Origin of the sequence: uncultured Dechloromonas sp., assembly GCF_945957265.1 — a bacterium.
Lineage (GTDB): Bacteria > Pseudomonadota > Gammaproteobacteria > Burkholderiales > Rhodocyclaceae > Azonexus.
Genome location: NZ_CAMFKO010000041.1, coordinates 1 through 21,173 on the forward strand (window position 1 = coordinate 1; position 21,173 = coordinate 21,173).

General features: G+C 63.0%; 23 protein-coding genes. 11 read left to right on the forward strand and 12 right to left on the reverse strand.

What is annotated here, in order from left to right; all coding sequences use genetic code 11:
• Positions 1–116: 116 nt before the first annotated feature.
• Entirely contained in the window at positions 117–383 is a 267-nt protein-coding gene (locus Q0P59_RS16935; RefSeq protein WP_295008474.1) for a biotin/lipoyl-containing protein, read from the forward strand.
• Positions 384–419: 36 nt separating this feature from the next.
• Here the strand turns inward: Q0P59_RS16935 and Q0P59_RS16940 are convergent, their stop codons facing one another.
• The 4 genes from Q0P59_RS16940 to Q0P59_RS16955 all read right to left on the reverse strand — a co-directional run bounded on the left by Q0P59_RS16940 (position 420) and on the right by Q0P59_RS16955 (position 4,279).
• Positions 420–761, reverse strand: coding sequence for a BON domain-containing protein (locus Q0P59_RS16940; protein ID WP_295008476.1), 342 nt, complete (start codon positions 759–761; stop codon positions 420–422).
• Between the two features lie 179 nt (positions 762–940).
• Positions 941–2,347 (reverse strand): sigma 54-interacting transcriptional regulator, encoded by a 1,407-nt coding sequence (locus Q0P59_RS16945; protein WP_295008479.1) that lies wholly within the window; start codon positions 2,345–2,347, stop codon positions 941–943.
• Positions 2,344–2,886: a permease gene (locus Q0P59_RS16950; protein ID WP_295008481.1), complete on the reverse strand. Its 543-nt coding sequence runs from the start codon at positions 2,884–2,886 to the stop codon at positions 2,344–2,346. Before Q0P59_RS16950 ends, Q0P59_RS16945 begins: the two co-directional genes overlap by 4 nt.
• Entirely contained in the window at positions 2,876–4,279 is a 1,404-nt protein-coding gene (locus Q0P59_RS16955; protein ID WP_295008483.1) for an ATP-binding protein, read from the reverse strand. The genes Q0P59_RS16950 and Q0P59_RS16955 overlap by 11 nt, the downstream gene beginning before the upstream one ends.
• A 338-nt stretch (positions 4,280–4,617) precedes the next feature.
• Between Q0P59_RS16955 and Q0P59_RS16960 the strand changes: the two genes are divergently transcribed.
• The 3 genes from Q0P59_RS16960 (at position 4,618) to ettA (ending at position 7,615) form a co-directional block, all read left to right on the forward strand.
• Positions 4,618–5,178, forward strand: a complete 561-nt coding sequence (locus Q0P59_RS16960) for a polymer-forming cytoskeletal protein (protein WP_295008485.1) — start codon at positions 4,618–4,620, stop codon at positions 5,176–5,178.
• Between the two features lie 32 nt (positions 5,179–5,210).
• On the forward strand, positions 5,211–5,840 hold the full coding sequence (locus tag Q0P59_RS16965) for a hypothetical protein (RefSeq protein WP_295008487.1): 630 nt from the start codon (positions 5,211–5,213) through the stop codon (positions 5,838–5,840).
• Between the two features lie 110 nt (positions 5,841–5,950).
• Positions 5,951–7,615 (forward strand): energy-dependent translational throttle protein EttA, encoded by a 1,665-nt coding sequence (ettA, locus tag Q0P59_RS16970; RefSeq protein WP_295008489.1) that lies wholly within the window; start codon positions 5,951–5,953, stop codon positions 7,613–7,615.
• Between the two features lie 115 nt (positions 7,616–7,730).
• Here ettA and Q0P59_RS16975 read toward each other — a convergent pair whose 3' ends face one another.
• The 3 genes from Q0P59_RS16975 to Q0P59_RS16985 all read right to left on the reverse strand — a co-directional run bounded on the left by Q0P59_RS16975 (position 7,731) and on the right by Q0P59_RS16985 (position 9,394).
• Positions 7,731–8,033: a putative quinol monooxygenase gene (locus tag Q0P59_RS16975; RefSeq protein WP_295008491.1), complete on the reverse strand. Its 303-nt coding sequence runs from the start codon at positions 8,031–8,033 to the stop codon at positions 7,731–7,733.
• 18 nt (positions 8,034–8,051) lie between these two features.
• The gene (locus tag Q0P59_RS16980) at positions 8,052–8,861 is read right to left on the reverse strand and encodes a helix-turn-helix domain-containing protein (protein WP_295008493.1); all 810 of its coding nucleotides are present in this window, start codon (positions 8,859–8,861) and stop codon (positions 8,052–8,054) included.
• Positions 8,862–9,115: 254 nt separating this feature from the next.
• Positions 9,116–9,394, reverse strand: a complete 279-nt coding sequence (locus Q0P59_RS16985) for a hypothetical protein (RefSeq protein WP_275710385.1) — start codon at positions 9,392–9,394, stop codon at positions 9,116–9,118.
• 111 nt (positions 9,395–9,505) lie between these two features.
• Here Q0P59_RS16985 and Q0P59_RS16990 point away from each other — a divergent pair, with 111 nt between their 5' ends.
• A complete protein-coding gene (locus Q0P59_RS16990; RefSeq protein ID WP_295008497.1) occupies positions 9,506–10,327 on the forward strand; it encodes an SAM-dependent methyltransferase in 822 nt (273 codons plus the stop codon).
• Positions 10,328–10,333: 6 nt separating this feature from the next.
• Positions 10,334–12,232, forward strand: a complete 1,899-nt coding sequence (locus Q0P59_RS16995) for a U32 family peptidase (RefSeq protein ID WP_295008499.1) — start codon at positions 10,334–10,336, stop codon at positions 12,230–12,232.
• A gap of 6 nt (positions 12,233–12,238) precedes the next feature.
• Here the strand turns inward: Q0P59_RS16995 and Q0P59_RS17000 are convergent, their stop codons facing one another.
• On the reverse strand, positions 12,239–12,949 hold the full coding sequence (locus Q0P59_RS17000; protein ID WP_295008501.1) for a class I SAM-dependent methyltransferase: 711 nt from the start codon (positions 12,947–12,949) through the stop codon (positions 12,239–12,241).
• Between the two features lie 123 nt (positions 12,950–13,072).
• On the opposite strand from Q0P59_RS17000, the gene Q0P59_RS17005 reads away from it, so the two are divergent.
• Both Q0P59_RS17005 and hflX read left to right on the forward strand, forming a co-directional pair.
• Positions 13,073–13,813 carry a zf-TFIIB domain-containing protein gene (locus Q0P59_RS17005; protein ID WP_295008503.1) on the forward strand — a complete coding sequence of 247 codons (741 nt, stop codon included), beginning with the start codon at positions 13,073–13,075 and terminating at the stop codon, positions 13,811–13,813.
• A gap of 98 nt (positions 13,814–13,911) precedes the next feature.
• Positions 13,912–15,264, forward strand: a complete 1,353-nt coding sequence (gene hflX / locus Q0P59_RS17010; protein ID WP_295008506.1) for a GTPase HflX — start codon at positions 13,912–13,914, stop codon at positions 15,262–15,264.
• 55 nt (positions 15,265–15,319) lie between these two features.
• Here hflX and Q0P59_RS17015 read toward each other — a convergent pair whose 3' ends face one another.
• The gene (locus Q0P59_RS17015) at positions 15,320–15,871 is read right to left on the reverse strand and encodes a YaeQ family protein (protein ID WP_295008508.1); all 552 of its coding nucleotides are present in this window, start codon (positions 15,869–15,871) and stop codon (positions 15,320–15,322) included.
• 121 nt (positions 15,872–15,992) lie between these two features.
• On the opposite strand from Q0P59_RS17015, the gene Q0P59_RS17020 reads away from it, so the two are divergent.
• Together Q0P59_RS17020 and Q0P59_RS17025 are read left to right on the forward strand one after the other, a co-directional pair.
• Positions 15,993–16,433, forward strand: coding sequence for a rhodanese-like domain-containing protein (locus tag Q0P59_RS17020; RefSeq protein WP_295008510.1), 441 nt, complete (start codon positions 15,993–15,995; stop codon positions 16,431–16,433).
• Positions 16,409–16,642, forward strand: a complete 234-nt coding sequence (locus Q0P59_RS17025; RefSeq protein ID WP_295008511.1) for a hypothetical protein — start codon at positions 16,409–16,411, stop codon at positions 16,640–16,642. Before Q0P59_RS17020 ends, Q0P59_RS17025 begins: the two co-directional genes overlap by 25 nt.
• A gap of 15 nt (positions 16,643–16,657) precedes the next feature.
• Here Q0P59_RS17025 and Q0P59_RS17030 read toward each other — a convergent pair whose 3' ends face one another.
• Genes Q0P59_RS17030 through Q0P59_RS17040 form a run of 3 tightly spaced genes read right to left on the reverse strand, consistent with a single transcriptional unit; the run spans position 16,658 to position 20,744 of the window.
• Positions 16,658–19,798, reverse strand: coding sequence for a PAS domain S-box protein (locus Q0P59_RS17030; protein WP_295008513.1), 3,141 nt, complete (start codon positions 19,796–19,798; stop codon positions 16,658–16,660).
• A 13-nt stretch (positions 19,799–19,811) separates the two neighbouring features.
• Positions 19,812–20,369 carry an ABC transporter substrate-binding protein gene (locus Q0P59_RS17035; RefSeq protein ID WP_295008515.1) on the reverse strand — a complete coding sequence of 186 codons (558 nt, stop codon included), beginning with the start codon at positions 20,367–20,369 and terminating at the stop codon, positions 19,812–19,814.
• Positions 20,370–20,423: 54 nt separating this feature from the next.
• A complete protein-coding gene (locus Q0P59_RS17040) occupies positions 20,424–20,744 on the reverse strand; it encodes a hypothetical protein (protein ID WP_295008517.1) in 321 nt (106 codons plus the stop codon).
• A gap of 137 nt (positions 20,745–20,881) precedes the next feature.
• Between Q0P59_RS17040 and Q0P59_RS17045 the strand changes: the two genes are divergently transcribed.
• A complete protein-coding gene (locus Q0P59_RS17045) occupies positions 20,882–21,166 on the forward strand; it encodes a type II toxin-antitoxin system RelB/DinJ family antitoxin (RefSeq protein ID WP_043006371.1) in 285 nt (94 codons plus the stop codon).
• The last annotated feature ends 7 nt before the right edge of the window (positions 21,167–21,173 follow it).

Below are 21,173 nucleotides of genomic sequence, written 5' to 3' on the forward strand. Positions count from 1 at the left end.
CCGACCCTCTGGTTCGTAGCCAGATACTCTATCCAACTGAGCTACGGGCGCGCTGACAGAGCGGCGCATTATACGTGGCCAGGCGTAGAATGCAAGGGTTTTCCGGAAAAAAGACGATGTCCACAATTTCAGTCCGAATGCCGAAGTATCCCGAATGCTGGTCGAGCTGCGGCTCGTGCGCAAGCGGCGACGTGTTCATCCTGGAATTGCTGGTCAAGGTGGGTGAAGAAGTACAGCGCGACGACAACATCCTGACCCTGGAAACCGGCAAGGTGGCGCTGGACATTCCCACCCCCTACGCCGGTCGCGTCGTGGCGATCCACGTTACAGAGGGCGATACGGTCGATGAGGGCGCGCCGCTGATAACGCTGGAAACCGCCTGAGCAACGCGATCAGCCACCCCACACCGCCCTCGCCCCTCATTTTGGGACGTCGACCTCCATGGCGTTGCGCACCTCGCGCACGCCCCGCACGCCGCTGGCCAGGTCGAGCGCCCGGCGCAGGGCATGTTCGTCGGGTACCGTTCCGGCCACGGTGATCACCGCCGACTTGGCGGAAACCCGTATTTTCGAACCGGCAAGGCCGATATCGGTGCGCAGCAGGGTTTCGACCCGGTCGCCCAGCGCCGAGTCCTGCGCTTCGTTGTTGGCCACCACGGCGGCCAGCACCTGCGGGTCGTCGGTGGCGGCGGAGGACAAGCCGAGCCCGGCAAAGGTGGCGGCAGCGACCAGCGCGGCAGCGAAGACATTGGATTTGAGCATATTGATTCCCTTCTTGTCGTATGTGCCCAGCCCTATTGCGATCTTCGTGCCAGCGGCAAATTTTCCAATCGATTCAATGGGTACATGAATATTCAGCGGCAACGAACGGCGCCTGGCGTCGTGCGCCGGCGACACGTCGATGCGCGGCGCCCTCGCCGGAGCTGGGCGCCGCGGCGAAATCAGCGCTCCGGTTGCGACTCGCCTTCGCTCCGGAACATGGCCGGGGTCAGGTCGTGCTTTTGCAACAGGCGGTAGAACTCGGTCCGGTTGCGCTCGGCAATGCGGGCGGCGTCGGCAACGTTGCCGTCGGTCAGCTTGAGCAGCTGGACCAGGTAGTTGCGCTCGAAACGCTGCTTGGCGTCGGCGTAGGTCAAGGCATCCATGGCCGGCACGCGCAGCGCGCGCTGGACCAGCGCGGCGGGGATCAGCGGCGTCGAGGTCAGCGCGCAGCTTTGTTCGACGACGTTGAACAGCTGCCGGACGTTGCCGGGCCAGGAAGCGGTCGCCAGCGCCTCCAGGGCGTCCGGCGCGAAGCCGTTGATCGGCTTGCCGTACTTGACGGCGAGCAGGCCGGCGAAATGGGCGGCGAGCAGCGGGATATCCTCGCGCCGCTCGTCCAGCCTCGGCAAGGTCAGCGACACGACATCGAGACGGTAATAGAGGTCTTCGCGGAACAGCCCCTGCGCCATGGCGGCATCGAGATCACGGTGCGTCGCCGACAGCAGACGGACATCGACCGGCTCGGCCTTGGTCGTGCCGACCGGACGCACCACGCGTTCCTGCAGCACGCGCAGCAGCTTGACCTGGAGGGCGAGCGGCATGTCGCCGATTTCGTCGAGAAAGAGCGTGCCGCCGTTGGCCGTCTGGAACAGGCCGACGCGGCTGGTGGCGGCGCCGGTGAAGGCGCCCTTGGCGTGGCCGAAGAGTTCGGACTCCAGCAGTTGCTCGGGAATGGCACCGCAGTTGATGGCAACGAACGGCCCCTTGGCACGCGGACTGGCCCGGTGGATGGCGCGGGCCAGCACCTCCTTGCCGGAACCGCTTTCGCCGCGAATCAGCACGCTGGCGTCGGAAGCGGCAACCATGCGCGCATCGGCCATCAGGGCGGCCATGCGGCTGCTGCGGAAGATGACGCCCTCCATCCAGGCATCGCCGCCCTCGCCGGCCGCCAGTGCTTCTTCGCCGGCCGGCAGGGTCGGCTCCGAAAGCTGCAGGGCGCGGTCGATCTTTTCGAGCAGAATCTGGCTGTCGAAAGGCTTGGTCAGGTAGCCGAAAACGCCGCGCGAGGTGGCATCGACCGCATCGGGAATATTGCCGTGCGCGGTGAGCAGGATCACCGGCAGGGTCGGCCGCGTGCGGCGGATTTCCTCGAACAGCGCCAGGCCATCCTGTCCCGGCAGGCGGACATCGCTGACCACGACACGCGGGGAATCGACAGCCACCCGCGCCAACGCCTGTTCGGCCGAACCGACCGCCGTCACCCGGAAGCCGCGCGCCTTCAGGCGCATGGTGAGCAAACGGAGGATATCCTCGTCGTCATCGACAACCAGCACATGGGCGCCCTCGCCTCGCAACGCCTGCCTCATCGCCGGCTCCCTTCCGGCTTGCCGGAACGCGGCCGGGGCGTCAGCGTGCGCTCGATGTCGGCCAGGCTGTCGAGCTTGTCCTGCAGTTCGCCGGCCTTGCGCTGGCTGTCCTTCAATTGCTGCCCCTGCCGTTCGAGCTGGCTTTCCAGCTTCAGGCGTTCGAGATAATTGTCGGCTACCTGCCGGGCCAGCGGCTGGAACGGAGCGGCCGCCGGGTCGCTGGATTTGAGCACGCTGTCGAGCAGCGTCAGCCCCCTGGCGAGATCCTGCTGCACACGAGGATGGCCGAGCAGCATGGCCATGCGGAGCTGGGTATACGGCGTTTGCGGCACGGCGACGAGTATGGAGCGCTCGCGCCCCAGTTCGGCCGGCGTCATCCTGGCAAGGCCGTGGTAATAGGCGAGCGCCGCTTCCGGCGTGGTTTCGTCGCTGCGGACCGGTTTCCTGGCGTTGGTCGACAAGGTCGTGCAGCCGGCCAACAGGGCGACGAACGACAGGCCACACAGCCCGCGACGCATCAATTCGGTTTTACTGCTCATCGGGAATTTCCACGCAAAAATGGGCACCGCTCTCCTGCGGCACCAGATAAACCCTGCCCCCCATGGCGCGCACCAGCTCGCGCACGATGGACAGCCCGACCCCGCTGCCCTGGCGCGGCGCCGGCGCCACGCGCTGGCCCTGGACGAAGGGATCGAAGATCCGCTGGCGGTCCTCTTCGGCAATGCCCGGCCCCTGGTCGATGCACTCGAAGCGGCACAGGCCGTCGGCGCGCGTGACGACGAGGCGGATCTCGCCGTTGTCCGGGCTGAAGTCGATAGCATTGGACAGCAGGTTGTCGAGCACGACGGCCATTTTCTCGGCATCCAGCGTCACCGTCTGCTCGGGCGCCTCGAGGACAACCACGAGCTGGCGCGCCTGGCTGTGCAGCTCCCGGCGCTGAACGACGCCGGCCAGCAGTTTTCGGGGCTTGACCGGAGCCAACTGCAGGCGACGCGCGTCGAAGGCCGCGGCATTCAGGGTAAGCAGGCTTTCGATCTGCTCCTGCAGCCCCCGCACGTTATGCTGCAGGATATCGACCACCTCGCGCTGTGCTTCGTCGAGCGGACCGGGCACCTCCTCGCGCAGCAGCGAAACCCCTTCCTTCAATGCGGTGAGCGGCGTCTTGAGTTCATGCGACACGTGGCGCAAGGCGCGTTCACGGTCGGCCTCCAGTTCGGCGAGACGCTGGCGCAGCCAGTCGAGGCGCTTGCCGAGCTGGCGCAAGTCGGCCGGGCCGCCGACGGTGATCGGCGCATCGAACCGGCTGGCGCCGAGGCGCACGATGGCCTGCTCAAGATGGCGCACCGGGCGGACCAGCCACCAGCCCATGGCCAGGGCCACCAGCAGCGCCCCGAGCAGGGCCAGCCCAATGCGCCCGCCCAGCTTGAGGCGCGCCGCATCCAGCTCGTCCAGCGTCCGGCGGTTCTGCTCCTCGACCCAGCGCTGCCCCGCCTGCTTGAGCAGCCCGTTCAACTCGGCCATGCGCGACAGCAGGGGAATGATCTCGCCTTGCGGGATGTTCTGCTCCAGCCCGCTGCGCAGCGCCTCGGCCACCATGCGCCAGCCGCCGAGCAAGGGCGGCAGCGGTTCGGCTGCCATGCCGTCGAGCCGATCGACGACCGCCAGCGACTGCGCCAGGTGTTCGTCGAAGCGCTGGCGAAATACCGGATTGTCGAGCACGAGATACTGGCGGGCGCTGCGTTCGATATCGACCGTGCGTTCCCCCAGTTCCTGGATGGCAGCGGTCAGCTGCAGGGCCTGATCGCTGCTGTGCCGGCTCTGGTCGACCAGTCTTTCGACGACCAGCCAGCTCTGTATCGCCACCCCGCCCAGCAGCAGGACGATCAGCGTGAAGCCGAGCAACATGCCCTGGCGGAAGGAAATGCGATTCATTTGTGTGCTGATTTGAAGACTCCCACCCAGTTTAGCGGCCGGCAGCGCGTGCCCGATCTCGACAAAGCCCTGGAGCAGTAAAAAATTTCCCATACGAATCAAAAGACTAAACGCGTGTCGCATTTTAACGACAGGACATTTTTCAAGCCTAGACGACTTTCCGGGAAAGGCCAAAAAAACCTGTCGCCATTTGACGACACCCACGCCATTTGTTTCTTGAATCTGGTTTAATTAAATACGCTAATTAACTGTTTTATTTGAAATTGATCGACATGGCACGGATATCGCAATGGGGGATGGGACGAATTTTTGTCAAAAACCTCATCACGGGAGTTTCCATGTTCAGCAAACCGACCATCACCACCCGCAACGACAGCATCACCCGCAAGGACGTCCGTAGCGTTCTCGGATCGGGCAACGGTCTCGCCGGTGCCGTACCCGAACCCAAGGTCGTCACCGAGGCTCCCGCCGCCTCCACGGAAGAAAAAATGACCACCTCCGAAACCGAAACCCCGGTCGCCGCCCGTCTCATCGTCGGCCCCGACGTCAAGCTCAAGGGTGCCGAAATCCTCGACTGCGACACGCTGGTCGTCGAAGGCCGCGTCGAAGCCACCATGGACAGCCGCGTCATCCGCATCGCCGACAAGGGCGCCTTCTCCGGCAAGGTCAGCATCGACGTGGCCGAAATCCACGGCTGCTTCGAAGGCGAACTGACGGCACGCTCGCAACTGATCATCCACGCCACCGGCAAGGTCAGCGGCAAGATCCGTTACGGCAAGCTGGTCATCGACGAAGGCGGCGAACTGTGCGGCGACATCAATTCCCTTTCCCCCGAAAAACCTGCCCAGCGCTACCAGCGCGACGAACCTGTCCTGCCGCTCAGCGCAGTCGCCGGTTGATTACTTTATAGGCACCCCATAGAATGCCCGCCATGCACGATGCATCACCCTTCCACACCTTGCTCCCCCGCCTCCTGGACACCCAGCTGCTGACGGAAGAGCATGGCCCGTCTTCCGATGCGACGACTCCGGTCGACGTACCGGAAATGATCGTCGCACCTGCCGTCACCTATACCCAGCTCCGCGCCTGCAGCAGCCTGGTCCGCCGCATGTACGCCTGGCGCGGCTACCGGCTGGTGCCCAACCGCCTGCAGCCGGCCGACCCCAACCATGTCACCATCGGTGCCTGGCTCGCCGGCGAACTGGTCGCCACCGCAACCGCCTCGCGCGACTCGGCCGCCGGCCTGCTCGCCGACGGCCTCTACAAGGACGAAATGGCCCGCCTGCGCGGCCAGTCGCGGGTGGTCTGCGAAGTTACCCGCCTGGCGGTCGACCTCGACTGCCACGACCCCGAACTGCTCGACGCGCTGTTCATGGCCATTTACCAGTACGTGCGCGCCGTTTTTGGCGGCACCGAGCTGGTCATCGAAGTCAATCCGCGTCACGCCGGCTACTATCGCCGGACCATGGGCTTCCAGCAGATCGGCGGCCTGCGCACCTGCCCGCGCGTCGATGCGCCGGCCGTGCTGCTCCACCGCACGCTGGGCAACGTCCACTACTAAGCCACCCGCCCCCCGCTGCCTGACCGGCCTTCGGTGAACGAAGGCTGGTTATTTGCGCTGAAGCCTCGTAGACTTCGCCTTTTGATTATTTTCCTTTCAGGCAAGCGCAAATGGCTCAATACGTCATGTCCATGCTGCGGGTCAGCAAGATCGTCCCGCCCAAGCGTCAGATCATCAAGGACATTTCCCTGTCCTTCTTCCCCGGTGCCAAGATCGGCCTGCTCGGCCTGAACGGCGCCGGCAAGTCCACCGTGCTCCGCATCATGGCCGGCGTGGACAAGGAATACGACGGCGAGGTGCAGCACCTGGCCGGCGTTTCCATCGGCTACCTGCCGCAGGAACCGCAGCTCGACCCGGCCAAGACGGTCAAGGAAGAAGTCGAATCCGCCCTCGGCGAAGTGATGCAGGCACAGGCCAAGCTGGACGAGGTCTATGCCGCCTACGCCGACCCGGAAGCCGACTTCGACAAGCTGGCCGAGGAACAGGCCCGCCTCGAGGCAATCATCGCCACCGCCGGCTCCGATACCGAACACCAGATGGAAATCGCTGCCGACGCGCTGCGCCTGCCGCCTTGGGATGCCGTCATTGGCAACCTGTCCGGCGGCGAGAAGCGCCGCGTCGCGCTGGCCAAGCTGTTGCTCGAAAAGCCCGACATGCTGCTGCTCGACGAACCGACCAACCACCTCGACGCCGAATCGGTCGAATGGCTGGAACAATTCCTCGTCCGCTTCCCCGGCACCGTCGTCGCCGTCACCCACGACCGCTACTTCCTCGACAACGCCGCCGAATGGATTCTCGAACTCGACCGCGGCCACGGCATCCCCTGGAAGGGCAACTACTCGTCCTGGCTGGAGCAGAAGGAAGCCCGCCTGGAAACGGAAAACAAGCAGATCGACGCCCACATGAAGGCGATGAAGCAGGAACTGGAGTGGGTGCGTTCGAACCCGAAGGCGCGCCAGGCCAAGTCCAAGGCCCGTCTGTCCCGCTTCGAGGAAATGTCCAGCCACGAATACCAGAAGCGCAACGAAACGCAGGAAATCTTCATTCCGGTCGGCGAGCGCCTGGGCGACCAGGTCATCGAATTCGACGGCGTCACCAAGTCCTTCGGCGACAAGCTGCTGATGGACAACCTGAGCTTCAGCATCCCGCCGGGGGCCATCGTCGGCATCATCGGCCCGAACGGCGCCGGTAAATCGACCCTGTTCAAGATGATCACCGGCCAGCAGCAGCCCGACTCCGGCGCCGTCAAGATCGGCCAGACCGTCAAGATGGCCTACGTCGACCAGTCGCGCGACTGCCTGGACGGCTCGAAAACCGTGTTCGACGAACTGGCCCAGGGCAGCGACATCCTGCAAATCGGCAAGTTCGAAATGCCGTCGCGCGCCTATATCGGCCGCTTCAACTTCAAGGGCGCCGATCAGGGCAAGCTGGTCGGCAACCTGTCCGGCGGCGAACGCGGCCGCCTGCACCTGGCCAAGACGCTGATGGCCGGCGGCAACGTGCTGCTCCTCGACGAACCGTCCAACGACCTCGACGTCGAAACCCTGCGCGCGCTGGAAGACGCCCTGCTCGAGTTCCCGGGCTGCGCGCTGGTCATCTCGCACGACCGCTGGTTCCTCGACCGCATCTGCACGCACATCCTGGCCGCCGAGGGTGATTCGCAATGGACCTTCTTCCCGGGCAACTACCAGGAATACGAAGAAGACAAGCGCAAACGCCTGGGCGAGGAAGGCGCCAAGCCGAAGCGGATTCGCTACAAGCCGATCACACGCTGATCAGCAGGGCAACAACAATCGCGGCTTAAGCCGCGATTGTTGTTTGAGCGTATTGAAAACTCATGTTTTTGCTTCCGGCACTGCTAAACGCCCCACTCCGTATAGCCAGACTGCTTCAAGTAGACTTGGCTACCCTCTGCAAACCCTCGCCGAATAATAGCTTTGGCTCTTCGGTTAACAGTTCTGGGAAACGCGCTAAGGCCTGCTTCACGCCCGTGAGTTGCAGATGCGCCTCCCATTCGGCACGACTGCGATACAACTCATACAATACAAAATGCGTGGGCGTATCCTGACTGCGGTTAACCGCATAGACCAAGACCCCTGCTTCGGTAGCAGCGATCTCTGTCAGCGCTTCAAGCAGCGCCATCAATTCCTCGCAGCACTCCGGACGCGCTTGCAGTTCGACCAACAGCATCATGTGTAACTCCTCTCTCAGCTAAATTGATTGAGGAGCCACTGTGCCGCAGAGCTTGCGCGGCGTATTGTAAAAATGCGTCAGCCCCCGGGCCTCGGAAAAATAGGCCTGCGGCGACCGCCCACTTAATTGTCGGAAGTTGCGGCAAAAATGCGCATGATCGTAGTAGTCGTGAGCCAAGGCCGTGTCCAGTATCGTTGCATCGGGATCTAAAAAGAGTTGCCGGCAAGTTTTCTGAAAGCGAACCAAGCCGCGCAGGCGTGCAGGTGAAACGCCCAATACCGCTTGAAAGCGGCGTTCCAGTTGCCTCAACCCCAAGCCACTTTGGGTAGCCAACTCAGCCATCTGCAATACACTCCCCCGTTGGTAGATCGCATCAGCCGCAATCTCCACCAAATGATCGCCGGAGCGCAATTGGCGACGCAGAAAGCCGTGCAACAGTGCCAGCCGTTCGGCGATTGTTGCCGCTTCCAGAAAACGTGAATACAGAACCCGACCAGCCCCACTCCACAACGCCTCCAAATCCAGAACCTGATCATTGAGCGAGGCCAACGGATGATCGGTGAAGCGGGCTAGCATCCCGGTGCGAAAGCGAATTGCCACAAAACCGACTGCACCAGCCTGGCCCAGAGACGAGCTTTCCGATCGAAAACAGGCCAGGTGTGTACCCAAGCCAACGCCGGGAAAAGGTTGGTGATAATGCAAATATATTTCGGCGCCCGTTCCTGGCAATAATGTCGGCCAAACCTCGGCCTGCTCACTTTCGCAGCCCCAGAATCGGTCAATAAATGGCCATAAATCAAGCGGAGGAGGAGAATCGAAGCGCTTCACGGGGGGACAAGAATAGACACTGAGAGCAGCATAGCAACTAGCCATCAAACTAGAGATAGCTTGCGAGCAAGTTAGGCCATTTTTTTACCGGCATTTCGATTTTTGCCGGAATCTCCGGTTGACCGTTGGCGTTACTGTCAACCCAAAAAACGAAATACCAGAATGCAAAACGGGCGCCATTTCGGCGCCCGTCCTTTTTTGTGCCCCGCCATCGCGAGGCACGCAAACCGTGTGTGGAATGTAACGTTATTTTGTCAGTGCTTCAAGCTGGCGGAAAACACAGCCTTGGTCTTTTCGGAAAACTGGAACTCGTTGAAAGCACGGTCGATTTCAGCATCGTTGCGGCCTTCGGAATGATCTTCGAAGCAGATACCGATGGTCTTGCCGTTGGCAGCCAGGGTCTGGAAGGCGAAACGCCAGCGTTGTGCTTCGGCCAGCCGCTCGCGCAGTTCGGCTTCGTTGGAAATCGTGATACCGGCTTTCTTCAGGGAATCCAGGAATTGTTCGAAGGATTCGTTGCTCAGACTGCCCATTTGACTATCTCCGTAGGTATGCGGTGTTTGATCACCATGAGCCTAATAACGACGCAATTTCGATTCGGTTGACACAAAAGTTAGTGCTTTCGAAATGCGATAATCACGCCTATGAAAAAGCAGAACACCCCCGCCGACATTCCGGAAATCCGCGCCGGCCAATCCCTTGATTTGCTGAAGGAATTGCACATCCTGACGCGCGACGGCAAGCTCAACCAGGACACGCGCCGCAAGCTGAAACAGGTGTATCACCTCTATCAGTTCATCGAGCCGCTGCTCGAAAATGCGGAAACCTTGGTCGATCATGGCGCCGGAAAATCCTATCTCGGGTTCATCCTGTATGACCTCTATTTCAAGGAGCGTGCCAGCGGCGAGATCGTCGGCATCGAAACCCGTGCCGAACTGGTCGAAAAATCGCGCGAACTGGCCGCCCGGCTGGGCTTTCCGCGCATGCGCTTCATGGCGTGCACGGTCGAGGATTCGCTGTCGTCGACCGAGCTGCCGGCCACCGTCGATGTCGTCACCGCGCTACACGCCTGCAACACCGCCACCGACGATGCCATCCGTTTCGCCCTGACGCGCAATGCCCGCCATATCGTCCTCGTCCCTTGCTGCCAGGCCGAAGTAGCCGCCGCGATGCGCGCCAGAAAGAACGATTCGCTGGGCAAGACCTCGCTGTCCGAACTTTGGCGACACCCCATCCATACCCGCGAACTGGGCAGCCACCTGACCAACGTGCTGCGCTGCCTGCTGCTCGAGTCGCACGGTTACGACGTGACGGTGACTGAACTGGTCGGCTGGGAACACTCGATGAAAAACGAGCTGATCATCGCCTCGAAGCGCAATCATCCGAGAAAGAATGCCCGCGAACGGGCCGAAGCCATCCTGCGCGAGTTCAATATCGAAGAACTTGCGCCGCGTTTTACGTACTAAGGCGCCATGACCCGAATTCAACACCCGCTCGAACTCCTCGCCCCGGCCAAGAATGCCGATTTCGGCATCGAGGCCATCAAGCACGGCGCCGATGCCGTCTATATTGGCGGCCCGTCTTTCGGCGCCCGCTACGGCGCCGGCAACGATGTCGCCGAAATCAAACGCCTGTGCGATTTTGCCCACCGTTACCGCGCCAAGGTTTTCGTCGCGCTGAACACCATCCTGCACGACTCGGAACTCGAGGACAGCCGGCAACTGGCCTGGCAGCTCTACGAAGCCGGCGCCGACGCGCTGATCATCCAGGACATGGGCCTGCTGGAGATGGACCTGCCCCCCATCCAGTTGCACGCCAGCACGCAGACGGATATCCGCAACCCCGAGAAAGCGAAATTCCTCGAGGATGCGAGCTTCTCGCAGATCGTCCTGGCCCGCGAATGCACATTAAAGGAAATTGTTAGCATTGCATCGCAAACCACTGTTCAATTGGAATATTTTGTTCACGGCGCACTCTGTGTCGCCTATTCCGGACAGTGCTTCATCAGCCATGCGCACACCGGGCGCAGCGCCAACCGCGGCGAGTGCTCCCAAGCCTGCCGCCTGCCCTACACGCTGGTCGATGAGAAGGGCAAGGTGATCACCGAGGACCAGCACCTGCTGTCGATGAAGGACAACAACCAGACCGAGAACCTGCTCTCCCTCGTCGAAGCCGGCGTCAGTTCGTTCAAGATCGAGGGACGGCTCAAGGACCTCTCCTACGTCAAGAACATCACGGCGCACTACCGCCAGCTGCTCGACGGGATCATTGCCGCCAACCCGCAATACACCCGCGCCTCGAGCGGCCGCAGCACCTTCACGTTCGAGCCGCAGCCGGACAAGACCTTCAACCGCGGCTATACCGACTACTTTGCCGGCGGCCGCCAGGACGATATCGGCGCCTTCGATACCCCCGCCTTCGTCGGCGAGTTGATCGGCGAAGTGGTCGAAATCGGCGACGGCTGGATCGTGGTCAATAGCGAGCAGGCTTTCCACAATGGCGACGGCGTCTGCTTCCACGACGCCAACGGCGACGTGATGGGCATGCGCATCAACCGCGCCGAGGGCGACAAGCTCTTCCCGGCCGAGATGCCGGAAGAACTGACGGTCGGCGCGACCCTGTTCCGCAACCGCGACCAGGCATTCGAGCGGGCGCTGGAAAAGGATTCGGCCGATCGCCGGATTTCGCTCAAGCCGGTGCTCTCGGAAACCGACACGGCCTTCGTGCTGACGCTGACCGACGAGGACGGCGTGACGGCCAGCGCAACGCTGCCGCGCAGCGCGGAAATCGGCAGCGAACTGGCCCAGAACCCGGAACAGGCCCTGGCCAAGCTGCGGGAAAACCTCGGCAAGTTCGGCAACACGATGTTCCGCGCCGAGCCGGCCGAGCTGAACCTGACGCAGGCCTGGTTCCTACCGGTCGGCGCGGTCAACGCGCTGCGCCGCGAAGCGACCGAAAGACTCGAAGCCGCCCGCATCGCCAGCCACCCGCGACCGCCGCGCGCGGCTCCGGCAGCCAACCCGGTGCCCTACCCGCAGGAGGAGCTGACCTACCTGGGCAACGTCTTCAATGCCAAGGCCCGGCAGTTCTACGAAAAACACGGGGTCAAGCTGATCGAGGAGGCCTACGAGGCCGGCAACGAGAAAGGCATGGTCTCGCTGATGATCACCCGCCACTGCCTGCGCTACAGCTTCAACCTGTGCCCCAAGGAAGTGAAGCACCTGAAGCCGGACCCGATGACGCTGATGAACGGCAGCGAAAAGCTCGTCCTCAAGTTCGACTGCAAGGCCTGCGAGATGCACGTCATCGGCAAGATGAAGAAAGGCGTCAAGCTCAACCTTGGCACCATTCGCCAGGCCTCCTGCGGCTGAGCGCGTTCAGGTCGGCTTGCGCAGCAGGTCGACCCGCTGGGGATTCAGGAAGGTGGCGCCCCCGGCTGTCATGCAGGACTCGAACTTCTCGCGCACCTGCCGGTAAAGCTCGGGCGACAGCTGGTGATTGGTGTGGGTGACGCGGATCATCCGGCTGTCGAACTGCGCGAAATCCTCGAAAAAACTGCGGGTATCGAAGAACATCTCGCGCTCCAGCAACAGGCTGCCGCTGTCGACGGCCCGGCACTGCGCGGCAAAGGCTGCCTCGCGCACGACTTTCTCGTCGTGGAAGAGCTTGAACACTTCGTTCAGATCGCCGGCGTAGACCGGCTCGGAAATCCAGGCCAGCCCGCCCGGCTTGAGAACACGGGCGATTTCGCGCAGCGCCCGGTCCATCTGCGCCATCGGCACATGGTGCAGGGATTTGAACATCAGCACGATATCGACGCTATTGTCGTCGGCCGGAATGGCCTCGGCGCCGCCGTGACGAAAGCTCACCGTAGGCAGGTCGGCGATTTCCAGGTTGCGTGCATGCTGGATCTTATCGACCTCCAGCGCCACGATCTCGGCCGGTCGGCCGGTTTCCGCCAGCAAGCGGGTCTTTTCGGCCCGACCGCAGCCCAGTTCGAGAACCCTCGCTCCGTCGAACGGCAGTTCGCCGAGCATCAGTCTGATTTCGTTGACCAGGTCATTTCGGTCGGGATCGGCGATTTTCATGGCGCTTCCGCAGGGGTGGGACAAACCGGAATATTAACGGATGATGATCCTTACCATCCCATCCATTTTTCATGACGACAAACCGGCCACATGCTTGCGCTATAGTCTCGCCGTTGATCCCGAATGCCACCTCGTTTCGTCGTCACCATGAAACCGCTACCCTGCCCCTCCTGCCGCCAGACCATGACCAAGCACCGCTTCGAGCGGATGCACCATGGCGAGGTGACGATCGACCTGTGCTTTCCCTGCCAGGGCATCTGGTTCGACGAATTCGAGAGCGTGCAGCTGACGCCGGGCGGCATCGTCGAGCTGTTCAAGCTGATCCATCAGCACCGCGACGATCAACGCCTGCCGCTGCGCGCGCCCCTGAACTGCCCGCGCTGCGACGACAAGCTGCTGCACGGGCTGGATGTCGCCAAGCATGGCGGTCGCTTCAACTACCATCGCTGCCTGCAAAAACATGGGCGCTTCACGACCTTCGCGCAGTTCATGATCGAGAAGGGCTTTGTCCGGCAGTTATCGCCGGCCGAAGTGAGCGAACTGTCGGTCAAGGTGGGGATCGTGCGCTGCACCGGCTGCGGCGCCCCGGTCGATATCCGCAAGGATCACGCGTGCGGGCATTGCCGCGCCCCGATTGCCATCCTCGATGCCGATGCCGTCGAAAAGGCGCTGGCTCGCCTCCAGCATGCCGAAACCCGGCGCACGACGCGCGATGTCGAAGCCCTGGGCGACGCCATCGTGATGCGCGAACGGGCCGCATCGCGCCAGCGAAGACAGCAAGCCGAGACGGAAACCGGGCTGGTCGACGTCATCGACCTGGTATCGGCCGGTTTCGAGCTGGTCTGGCAGGTGATCCGGCGCTGAGCTTGCGCGCCTGACGGCGCCCGGCGCCAACAAATGCGGAAAGCCGGGTATTGGCGGTTACACTCCGCCCTTACCTTTTTCGGCAAAGCCATTCCCGCATGCAAAAAGAAGTCCAGGAAAAACCCACCTACGCCGTTGTGGCGGCCGTACAGTTGCCCCACGTCAGCGACACCGAGTTCGAGGCGTCAATTGCCGAGCTGCGCGAACTGGCCAAGACGCTTGGCTACAAGGTCATCCACACCTTCACGCAAAAACGCGGCAGCTTCGACACCACCGGTTACCTCGGCATCGGCAAGCGCCAGGAAATACACCACTTCGTGCGCGGAGAAGCCGCGGTGGCGGACGATTCCTACCCGCCCACGCCGCACCTGGGGCCGATCGAGGCCGTTCTGGTCGACCATGAGATTTCGCCCTCGCAGGCCCGCAACCTCGAACTGGAAACCGGTTGCGAGGTGATGGACCGGACCATGGTCATCCTCGAGATCTTCCATCGCAATGCCCGTTCGCGGGCCGCCAAGGCCCAGGTGGAGATTGCCCGTCTCGGCTACATGGCGCCGCGCCTGCGCGAAATGGCCAAGCTGGCCGGGCCGCAAGGCCGGCAACGCAGCGGGGTCGGCGGTCGCGGCGCCGGCGAATCGCACACGGAAATGGACCGCCGCAAGATTCGCGACCGGATCGCCGAGCTGCAGCTTGAAATCGCCGCCATGGAAGTCGAGCGCAAAACCCAACGGGCCAGGCGCCAGGAACGCCAGGGCCTGGCCGGGGTGGCGCTGGTCGGCTACACCAACGCCGGCAAATCGACGCTGATGCGCGCCCTGACCGGCAGCGAGGTGCTGGTCGCCAACAAGCTGTTCGCCACGCTCGACACCACGGTGCGCGCCCTGCATCCTGAAAGCGTGCCGCGCGTGCTGGTCAGCGACACGGTGGGATTCATCAAGAACCTGCCGCACGGCCTGGTCGCCTCGTTCAAATCGACCCTCGACGAGGCGCTGGACGCGGCGCTGCTGCTGCACGTCGTCGATGCCAGCGATCCCGGTTTCGAACGCCAGCTGGAAGTGACCAACACCGTCCTCGCCGAGATCGGCGCCGACGATGTGCCGCGCCTGCGCGTCTTCAACAAGATCGACCATGTCGGCGACGAGGCGGCGCAGGCCGAATGCGCCGCCGCCTTGCGCGACAAGTACCCCGGCTGCATCGTGATGAGCGCCCGGCGCCCGGACGAGGTGGCCAGCCTGCGGGCCGCCATCGTCGCCTTCTTCCAGCAGGACCTGGTCGAGGCGGAACTCTTCCTGCCGTGGTCGGCGCAGCAGTGGCGCGGGCAGATCTATTCGCAGTGCGAGGTGCTGGAGGAGCGGGCCGATGGCGACGGTGCCTTTTTCCGGGTCCGCGGCGAAGCCTCGGTCCTGCAGGAACTGAACGAGAAATTCCGGCAGGAAAGCGAACGCGACTGACCTTGCGGCCATCGATCCCCGCCGCACAGAGCGGCGGGGCAAGGCCCCCGATGCCCTAGGCCGACTCGGGCGCCTGCAGCACTTTCGGCTTCAGTTCGACATGCCCTTCATCCCCGCCCAGCCAGACGATGCCGTCCTGAACGGTGCATTGCAGGCGCATGCTGCGCTGGGCCAGAGCGGCCAGCGCCTGCCCCTCCTCGACCGACAGCGCCAGCACGCGCAGGTTCTTCTGGCCGGAAACCTTGCCCGACGCCTGCTGCCACCAGATTTCGGCAGCGCGGCCGCCATAGCTGAGCACGACGACGTGGCGCGAACGGTTGCAGGCGCGGCGGATGTCCTTTTCATCGGGCAGCCCGACGTCGATCCAGCGCTCGATGGCGCCAGTGGCATCGAGGTCCCACAGGTCGGCCTCGTCCTCGGTCGACAGGCCGCGTCCGAACACCAGCGTCTCCGAGGCATTCAGCGCAAAGGCCAGCAGACGGACCATCATCCGCTCGTCGGTTTCCGACGGATGCCGGGCGATGGTCAGGGAGTAATCGCCGAAATGCGAGCGATCGAGGTCGGCCAACTGGAGTTCGGCCTTGAAAATAGTTGCAGAGCGCGCCATGCCAGCCCCGGAAAAAGGGCGGATTATCCCACGAGGCGGGAACCCGGCAGCCAAAAACGACTCAATGGAATTAGGATGGAACCCGGTACAATCAGCGTTTCCTGATACAAAGGCTATTGCCATGCGCCAGTTGATTCTTGCCTGCCTGCTCGCCTTCGGCGCGATTGCCCGTGCCGAGGTGATCGACATCGACAACGCCCAGCTCGAAAAACTGAGCAGCAGCGGCGTTCCGGTCATCGACATTCGCCTGCAGAGCGAATGGGAGGAAACCGGCATCCTGGCCGGCAGCAAGCTGCTCACCTTCTTCGACGAAAAGGGGCGCTACGACGCCGCAGCCTGGCTGGAGAAGGTCAAGCCCATCGCCAGGCCGAACGAACCGGTGATCGTCATCTGCCGCAGCGGCAACCGCACCAAGCCGGTGAGCCAGCTCCTGTCGCAGCAGGCCGGCTACGCCACCGTCTACAACGTGAAGCACGGCATCAAGGGCTGGATCGGGGCTGGCGGCCAGGTTGCGCCGGCCGCCCAGGCGATTGCCTCATGCAAGACGGCAAAGACCTGCTAGCCCACGCCGTCGAGCGCAAGCGCTGCGCCAGTTGCCAACGCTGGAGCGGCCCGCGCCGCGCCGGCCAGACACCCGGCATCGTCCTCATCGAATCGGAAACCAGTACCGGACTCTGCCAGGGCGGCCCCTGGGATGGTTCGGAGCGCCGTGCACGCTGCGCCTGCGGTCATTGGCAATGCTGGTTGCCGGCCGCCATGGCGCCCGCCTGACCAGGCCGCCCGGGCTCAGGCCGCCGGGCCGGCCACCATCCACTTCAGCAGGACTTCGTAGAAGTGCTCCGGATCGACGGGCTTGGTCAGGAAATCGTTCATGCCCGCCTCCAGGCATTGCGCCCGGTCTTCGGCAAAGGCATTGGCGGTCATGGCAATAATGGGCACCCTGCCGCCCCGCTCGCGAATCGCCATCGCCGCCTCCACCCCGCTCATGTTCGGCATCTGCATGTCCATCAGGATCGCCGCGTAAGACCGTTTTCCGGCCAAGTCCACGGCCTGCAGGCCGTCTTCGGCGATTTCCACATGCATTCCCGCTTCTTCGAGCAGGATCCGGGCAACTTCCTGGTTGATCGGCTCATCCTCGACCAGCAGCACGGAGGCGCCCGAATAGCCGCCGCGCAGACGATCCATGGCCGAGGCCTCGTCGCTATACCCTTTCTCCGGCATCCGGCTGCCCTTGGGGAAACGGACCGAGAACTGGAATACGCTGCCTTCGCCGCGCGTACTCTCAACCTCGATCCGGCCGCCCATCAGGTTGACCAGATGCTGGCTGATCGCGAGCCCCAGCCCGGTGCCGCCATAGAGCCGCGTCATCGAGCTGTCGGCCTGCTCGAACGCCGAGAACAGCCGCCCCATGTCCGCCTCCGAGATACCGATCCCGGTGTCCCGGACGGCGAAGTGCAGCAGCATGTCGCCGGGCGTGTTGTCGCGGATGGCGACGCTGATGGCGATCGAGCCATGCTCGGTGAATTTGACCGCATTGCCGGACAGATTGATCAGCACCTGCCCCAACCTCAGTGGATCGCCCAGCAAGACCTGATCGGCCAACTCGCCCGGCAGATGGGTCAGCATCTCCAAGCCTTTCACCCTCGCCTTGTGGCCGATCAGGCTGATCAGGTTCTCGAACACCGGCATCAGCTTGAAATCGACCCGCTCCAGGGTCATGCGCTCGGCCTCGATCTTCGAAATATCGAGGATATCGCCGATCACCCGCAGCAGATGGTCGGCGGCCACCTTCGCCTTGTCCAGCTGCTCCTTGCCGACGTGATCGACCATGTGCGACCTGGCCAGCGTGATCATGCCCATGATGCCGTTGAGCGGCGTGCGCAGTTCGTGGCTCATGTTGGTGAGGAAGGTGCTCTTGGCGCGGCTGGCCGATTCGGCCGCCTCCTTGGCGCGAACCAGTTCGGCCGTCCGCTCCTCGACCAGGCGCTGCAGATGATGCCGGTGGCGCTCCAGTTCCTCGCCGGCCGCCTTTTGCTCGGTGACGTCGTAGCAGAAGCCGATAAAGCCGATGAAATCCCCCCGGCTGTTGAAGCGCGGGCTTCCCAGGTCGGCCAGCCAGCGATACCCGCCATCGGCATGACGCAAGCGGTACTCCATGGTGAACGGCGATCGCTGGTCGAAATGCGCGACATGGACATCCACGCAGCGCTGGTAGTCCTCGGAGTGTATCCCCGCCGTCCAGCCATGGCCGAGCTCCTGCTCGAACGTTCGGCCGGTGAAGCGCAACCACGGGTCGTTGAAGTAATCGCACAGCTTGTCGGGCGTCGACGTCCAGATCAGGGCCGAACCGCTGTTGGCAAGGGTGCGGAAATGCTGCTCGCTCTCCCGCAAGCCCTCCTCCGCCGCCCGGCGCGCCGTGATGTCCTCCCCCGACGACAGCGCACCGACGACCTCCCCCGATTCACCGTGCAGCAGGACGCTGCGCCAGGCGACCAGGATCTCCCGGCCCCGGCTATCGACAATCCGGTTTTCGTATTGCTCGAGCGAGGGCCCCTGGCCGGATATCAGCTGGGCGAAGACCAGGCGCAGCGCCGCCCGTTGATCGCTCGCCAGGAAGCGCTCGAACCAGTCCATGCCGATCAGGTCCGCCGCCGGCAGGCCCAGCATCTGCGCCCCCTTGCGGTTGATCATCGCGATCCGCCCATTGACGTCGAGGGCGACGATCAGCACATCGACCACATCCAGATAACGCTGGGCGTTATCGCGCTCGTGCTGCAGCGCCTGGGTACGTTCGCGGATTCTGTCTTCAAGCTGGCTGTGGGAGCGCTGAATCGCTTCCGCCATCTGGTTGAATGCCGACGACAGCTGGTGGATTTCGGCGCTGTCGCCGGCATCAAGCTTCGTGCGCACAGCCAGTTCCCCGCCCCCGAAGCGATGGGCGTCGGTGGCGAGCTGGGCGATGGGTGCCGCCATGCGCTGCGCCACCACCCGCACCAGCAGCAGCGCCCCGAGACTCAGCAACAAGCCGGCCATGCCCAGATTGATCGCCCCGCCCTTCAAACTCTCCAGGGCCTGCGCCTTGCTCTGCACCACCACCAGCGTGTTGCCCTGGGTTCCGCTGAGCGGCAGAAACCTGAAGGCCGCCAGATAGTCGTTTCCGTTCGCATCGGTGAGGGTCAGGCTGCCCTCGAAACCGGGCGCCACGCGGGAAAGCGCCTCGCCCAGACCGGCGTGTTTCCGGGCCTGGGCGATCAGCTGCCCATGGCCGTCGAGCATGATGGTTTCGCTGCCTTGCAGGGTCGAGACCGCCTCTCCGCTGCCCGAGGTGAAATAGGTCGCATCGAGAATGGCGGCCAGAATGCCTGCCGGACGCCCATTGGGCCGCCCGTCGCCGTGCATGTCACGAACCTGCCGCATGATGATCAGGTGGCTGCCGCCGTTCCACGCCACTTGGTCGATCAGTTCGCTGATGCCCACCTGGCTGACCGAGCGGGCCAGTTCGGGATCGAAGAAGGCTTCGCCCAGCCCCTTTCCGGAACCGGAACCGATGATCTTCAAGCTGACCGGATCAATCGCATAGAGCTCGACGTAGCGGTCCGGATAGGCCCGCTGCAGACGGTCGAACAGCCGACCGAGATTGGCGTGAAGATTCGGCGAGCCCTGCACGAACTGCTGGGCCAGGCCGGAATTCTCCGACAGCACCACCATGTCCCCGCGGCGCTCGGTGAGCTTGCTGCTGAAATTCCGCTGCGCATGGTCCGCCGAAATCTCCAGCAGGCGGTTGGCCTCGATCAGGCGCTGCGTACTGGCGCCGTTCATGCCGAGCAACGGCAGCCCGAAGTACCACAGCATCAGGATGCTGCCCATCGCCACGACGAACAGCGCACCGAAATATCGCGTGATGCGTACCGAGAAGGATTGTTTCATCGGAACTCGCCCGTCACTCCGGATAATCGAAACGTCCCGTTTCGGACAGGCGGGTATCGGCCAGAATATTGGGGAGGATATCGTTGTTCATTGCCGATTCGACATTGGCCCAGCTGGCATCGGCCGGCAACTTGCCCAGGCCCTTCAGGAAATCGAAGGCCCCCTTCAACGGCGGCTGGGCGCGCGGATTGACGATGATGCGCGGCGCCGACGGAATGCTCAACAGTTCCCGCCGGGTGATGCCGGCGATCTGCTCAAGGGAGATATCGCTCTTCTTCCCCGAAAACTCCTCGGCATCGTCCTTTACCCACTGCGCCGCCTTTTCCTGATTCCGCCGGGAAGCCCGCAACCATTCGATGGCCCGGACGTAGCCCGCGACCAGGGCATTGACGGCCTGCGGCGAGCGCTTGACGACCTCCCGGGAAATCACGAAATAGTCGGTACTCGACCCCCGGAAGACGATGCGATTGATATCGCTGTTGGCAAGCGCGATGGACGGCGCGGGCTCCCAGGCGGCAAACGCCTCGATATCGCCGCGCGCCAGCGCCGCCGGCATTTCGTCGACACGCATCGGAACCAGCTTGAGGGTTGGCCGGGATTCATGAAAAATTCCCCGAAAATCGGCCTACTCTTCTGAATTAAAAAGCGAATTTTGACTGTCAACACTATTCTTCTTTGCGTTGACGCTCTTTGCCTGTGGTGCCTGCAATGCCGCGAGCCTTTCAAAGATTTTCTCGTGGCTGACGACAACGGATTTTGCCGCCATCAGTTCGGATTCCAGCCGCTGCTCCGTTTCCGCAGCCTCCCGTAGCTTGCTGACGTTCGCTTGATTTTCCTTGTCCAGATCGGCCACTCGCCCGTTGGCTTGCGCCAACTGATCCGACAACTGCTGGTTTTTCACCTCGGCGACGGCCAACTGCTCTTTGACCGAACGCAGTGATCGCACCTCGCCTTCTTGTCGATGAAGTTGGGGTCGTCTCAGAAAACGGACAACAAAGCACGGTAAGCAAACCGGCATTGCCCTTAAGCTGTAGTCACATTGCGACTACAATAGAGCCTCTGAAACCTTCAAGGGAAATGACCATGAGCACCGCCGATACCTATGTCCGCGCTCGCATCGACACCAGCACCAAGGAGCGTGCCGCTGATGCGCTCGAAGCAATGGGGTTGTCCATCTCTGACGCCATCCGCTTGCTGATGCTGCGCATTGCTGATGAGCGCCGGATGCCCTTCGATGTGAAAGCCCCTAACGCCACCACGCGCAAGGCCATTGCCGAACTTGAGGCTGGGAAAGGCAAGCGTTTCGCCAGCGTTGATGACCTGATGGCAGACTTGCATGCGGACCCGACTTCAGGTTCAATGCCTTGAGGCAGAA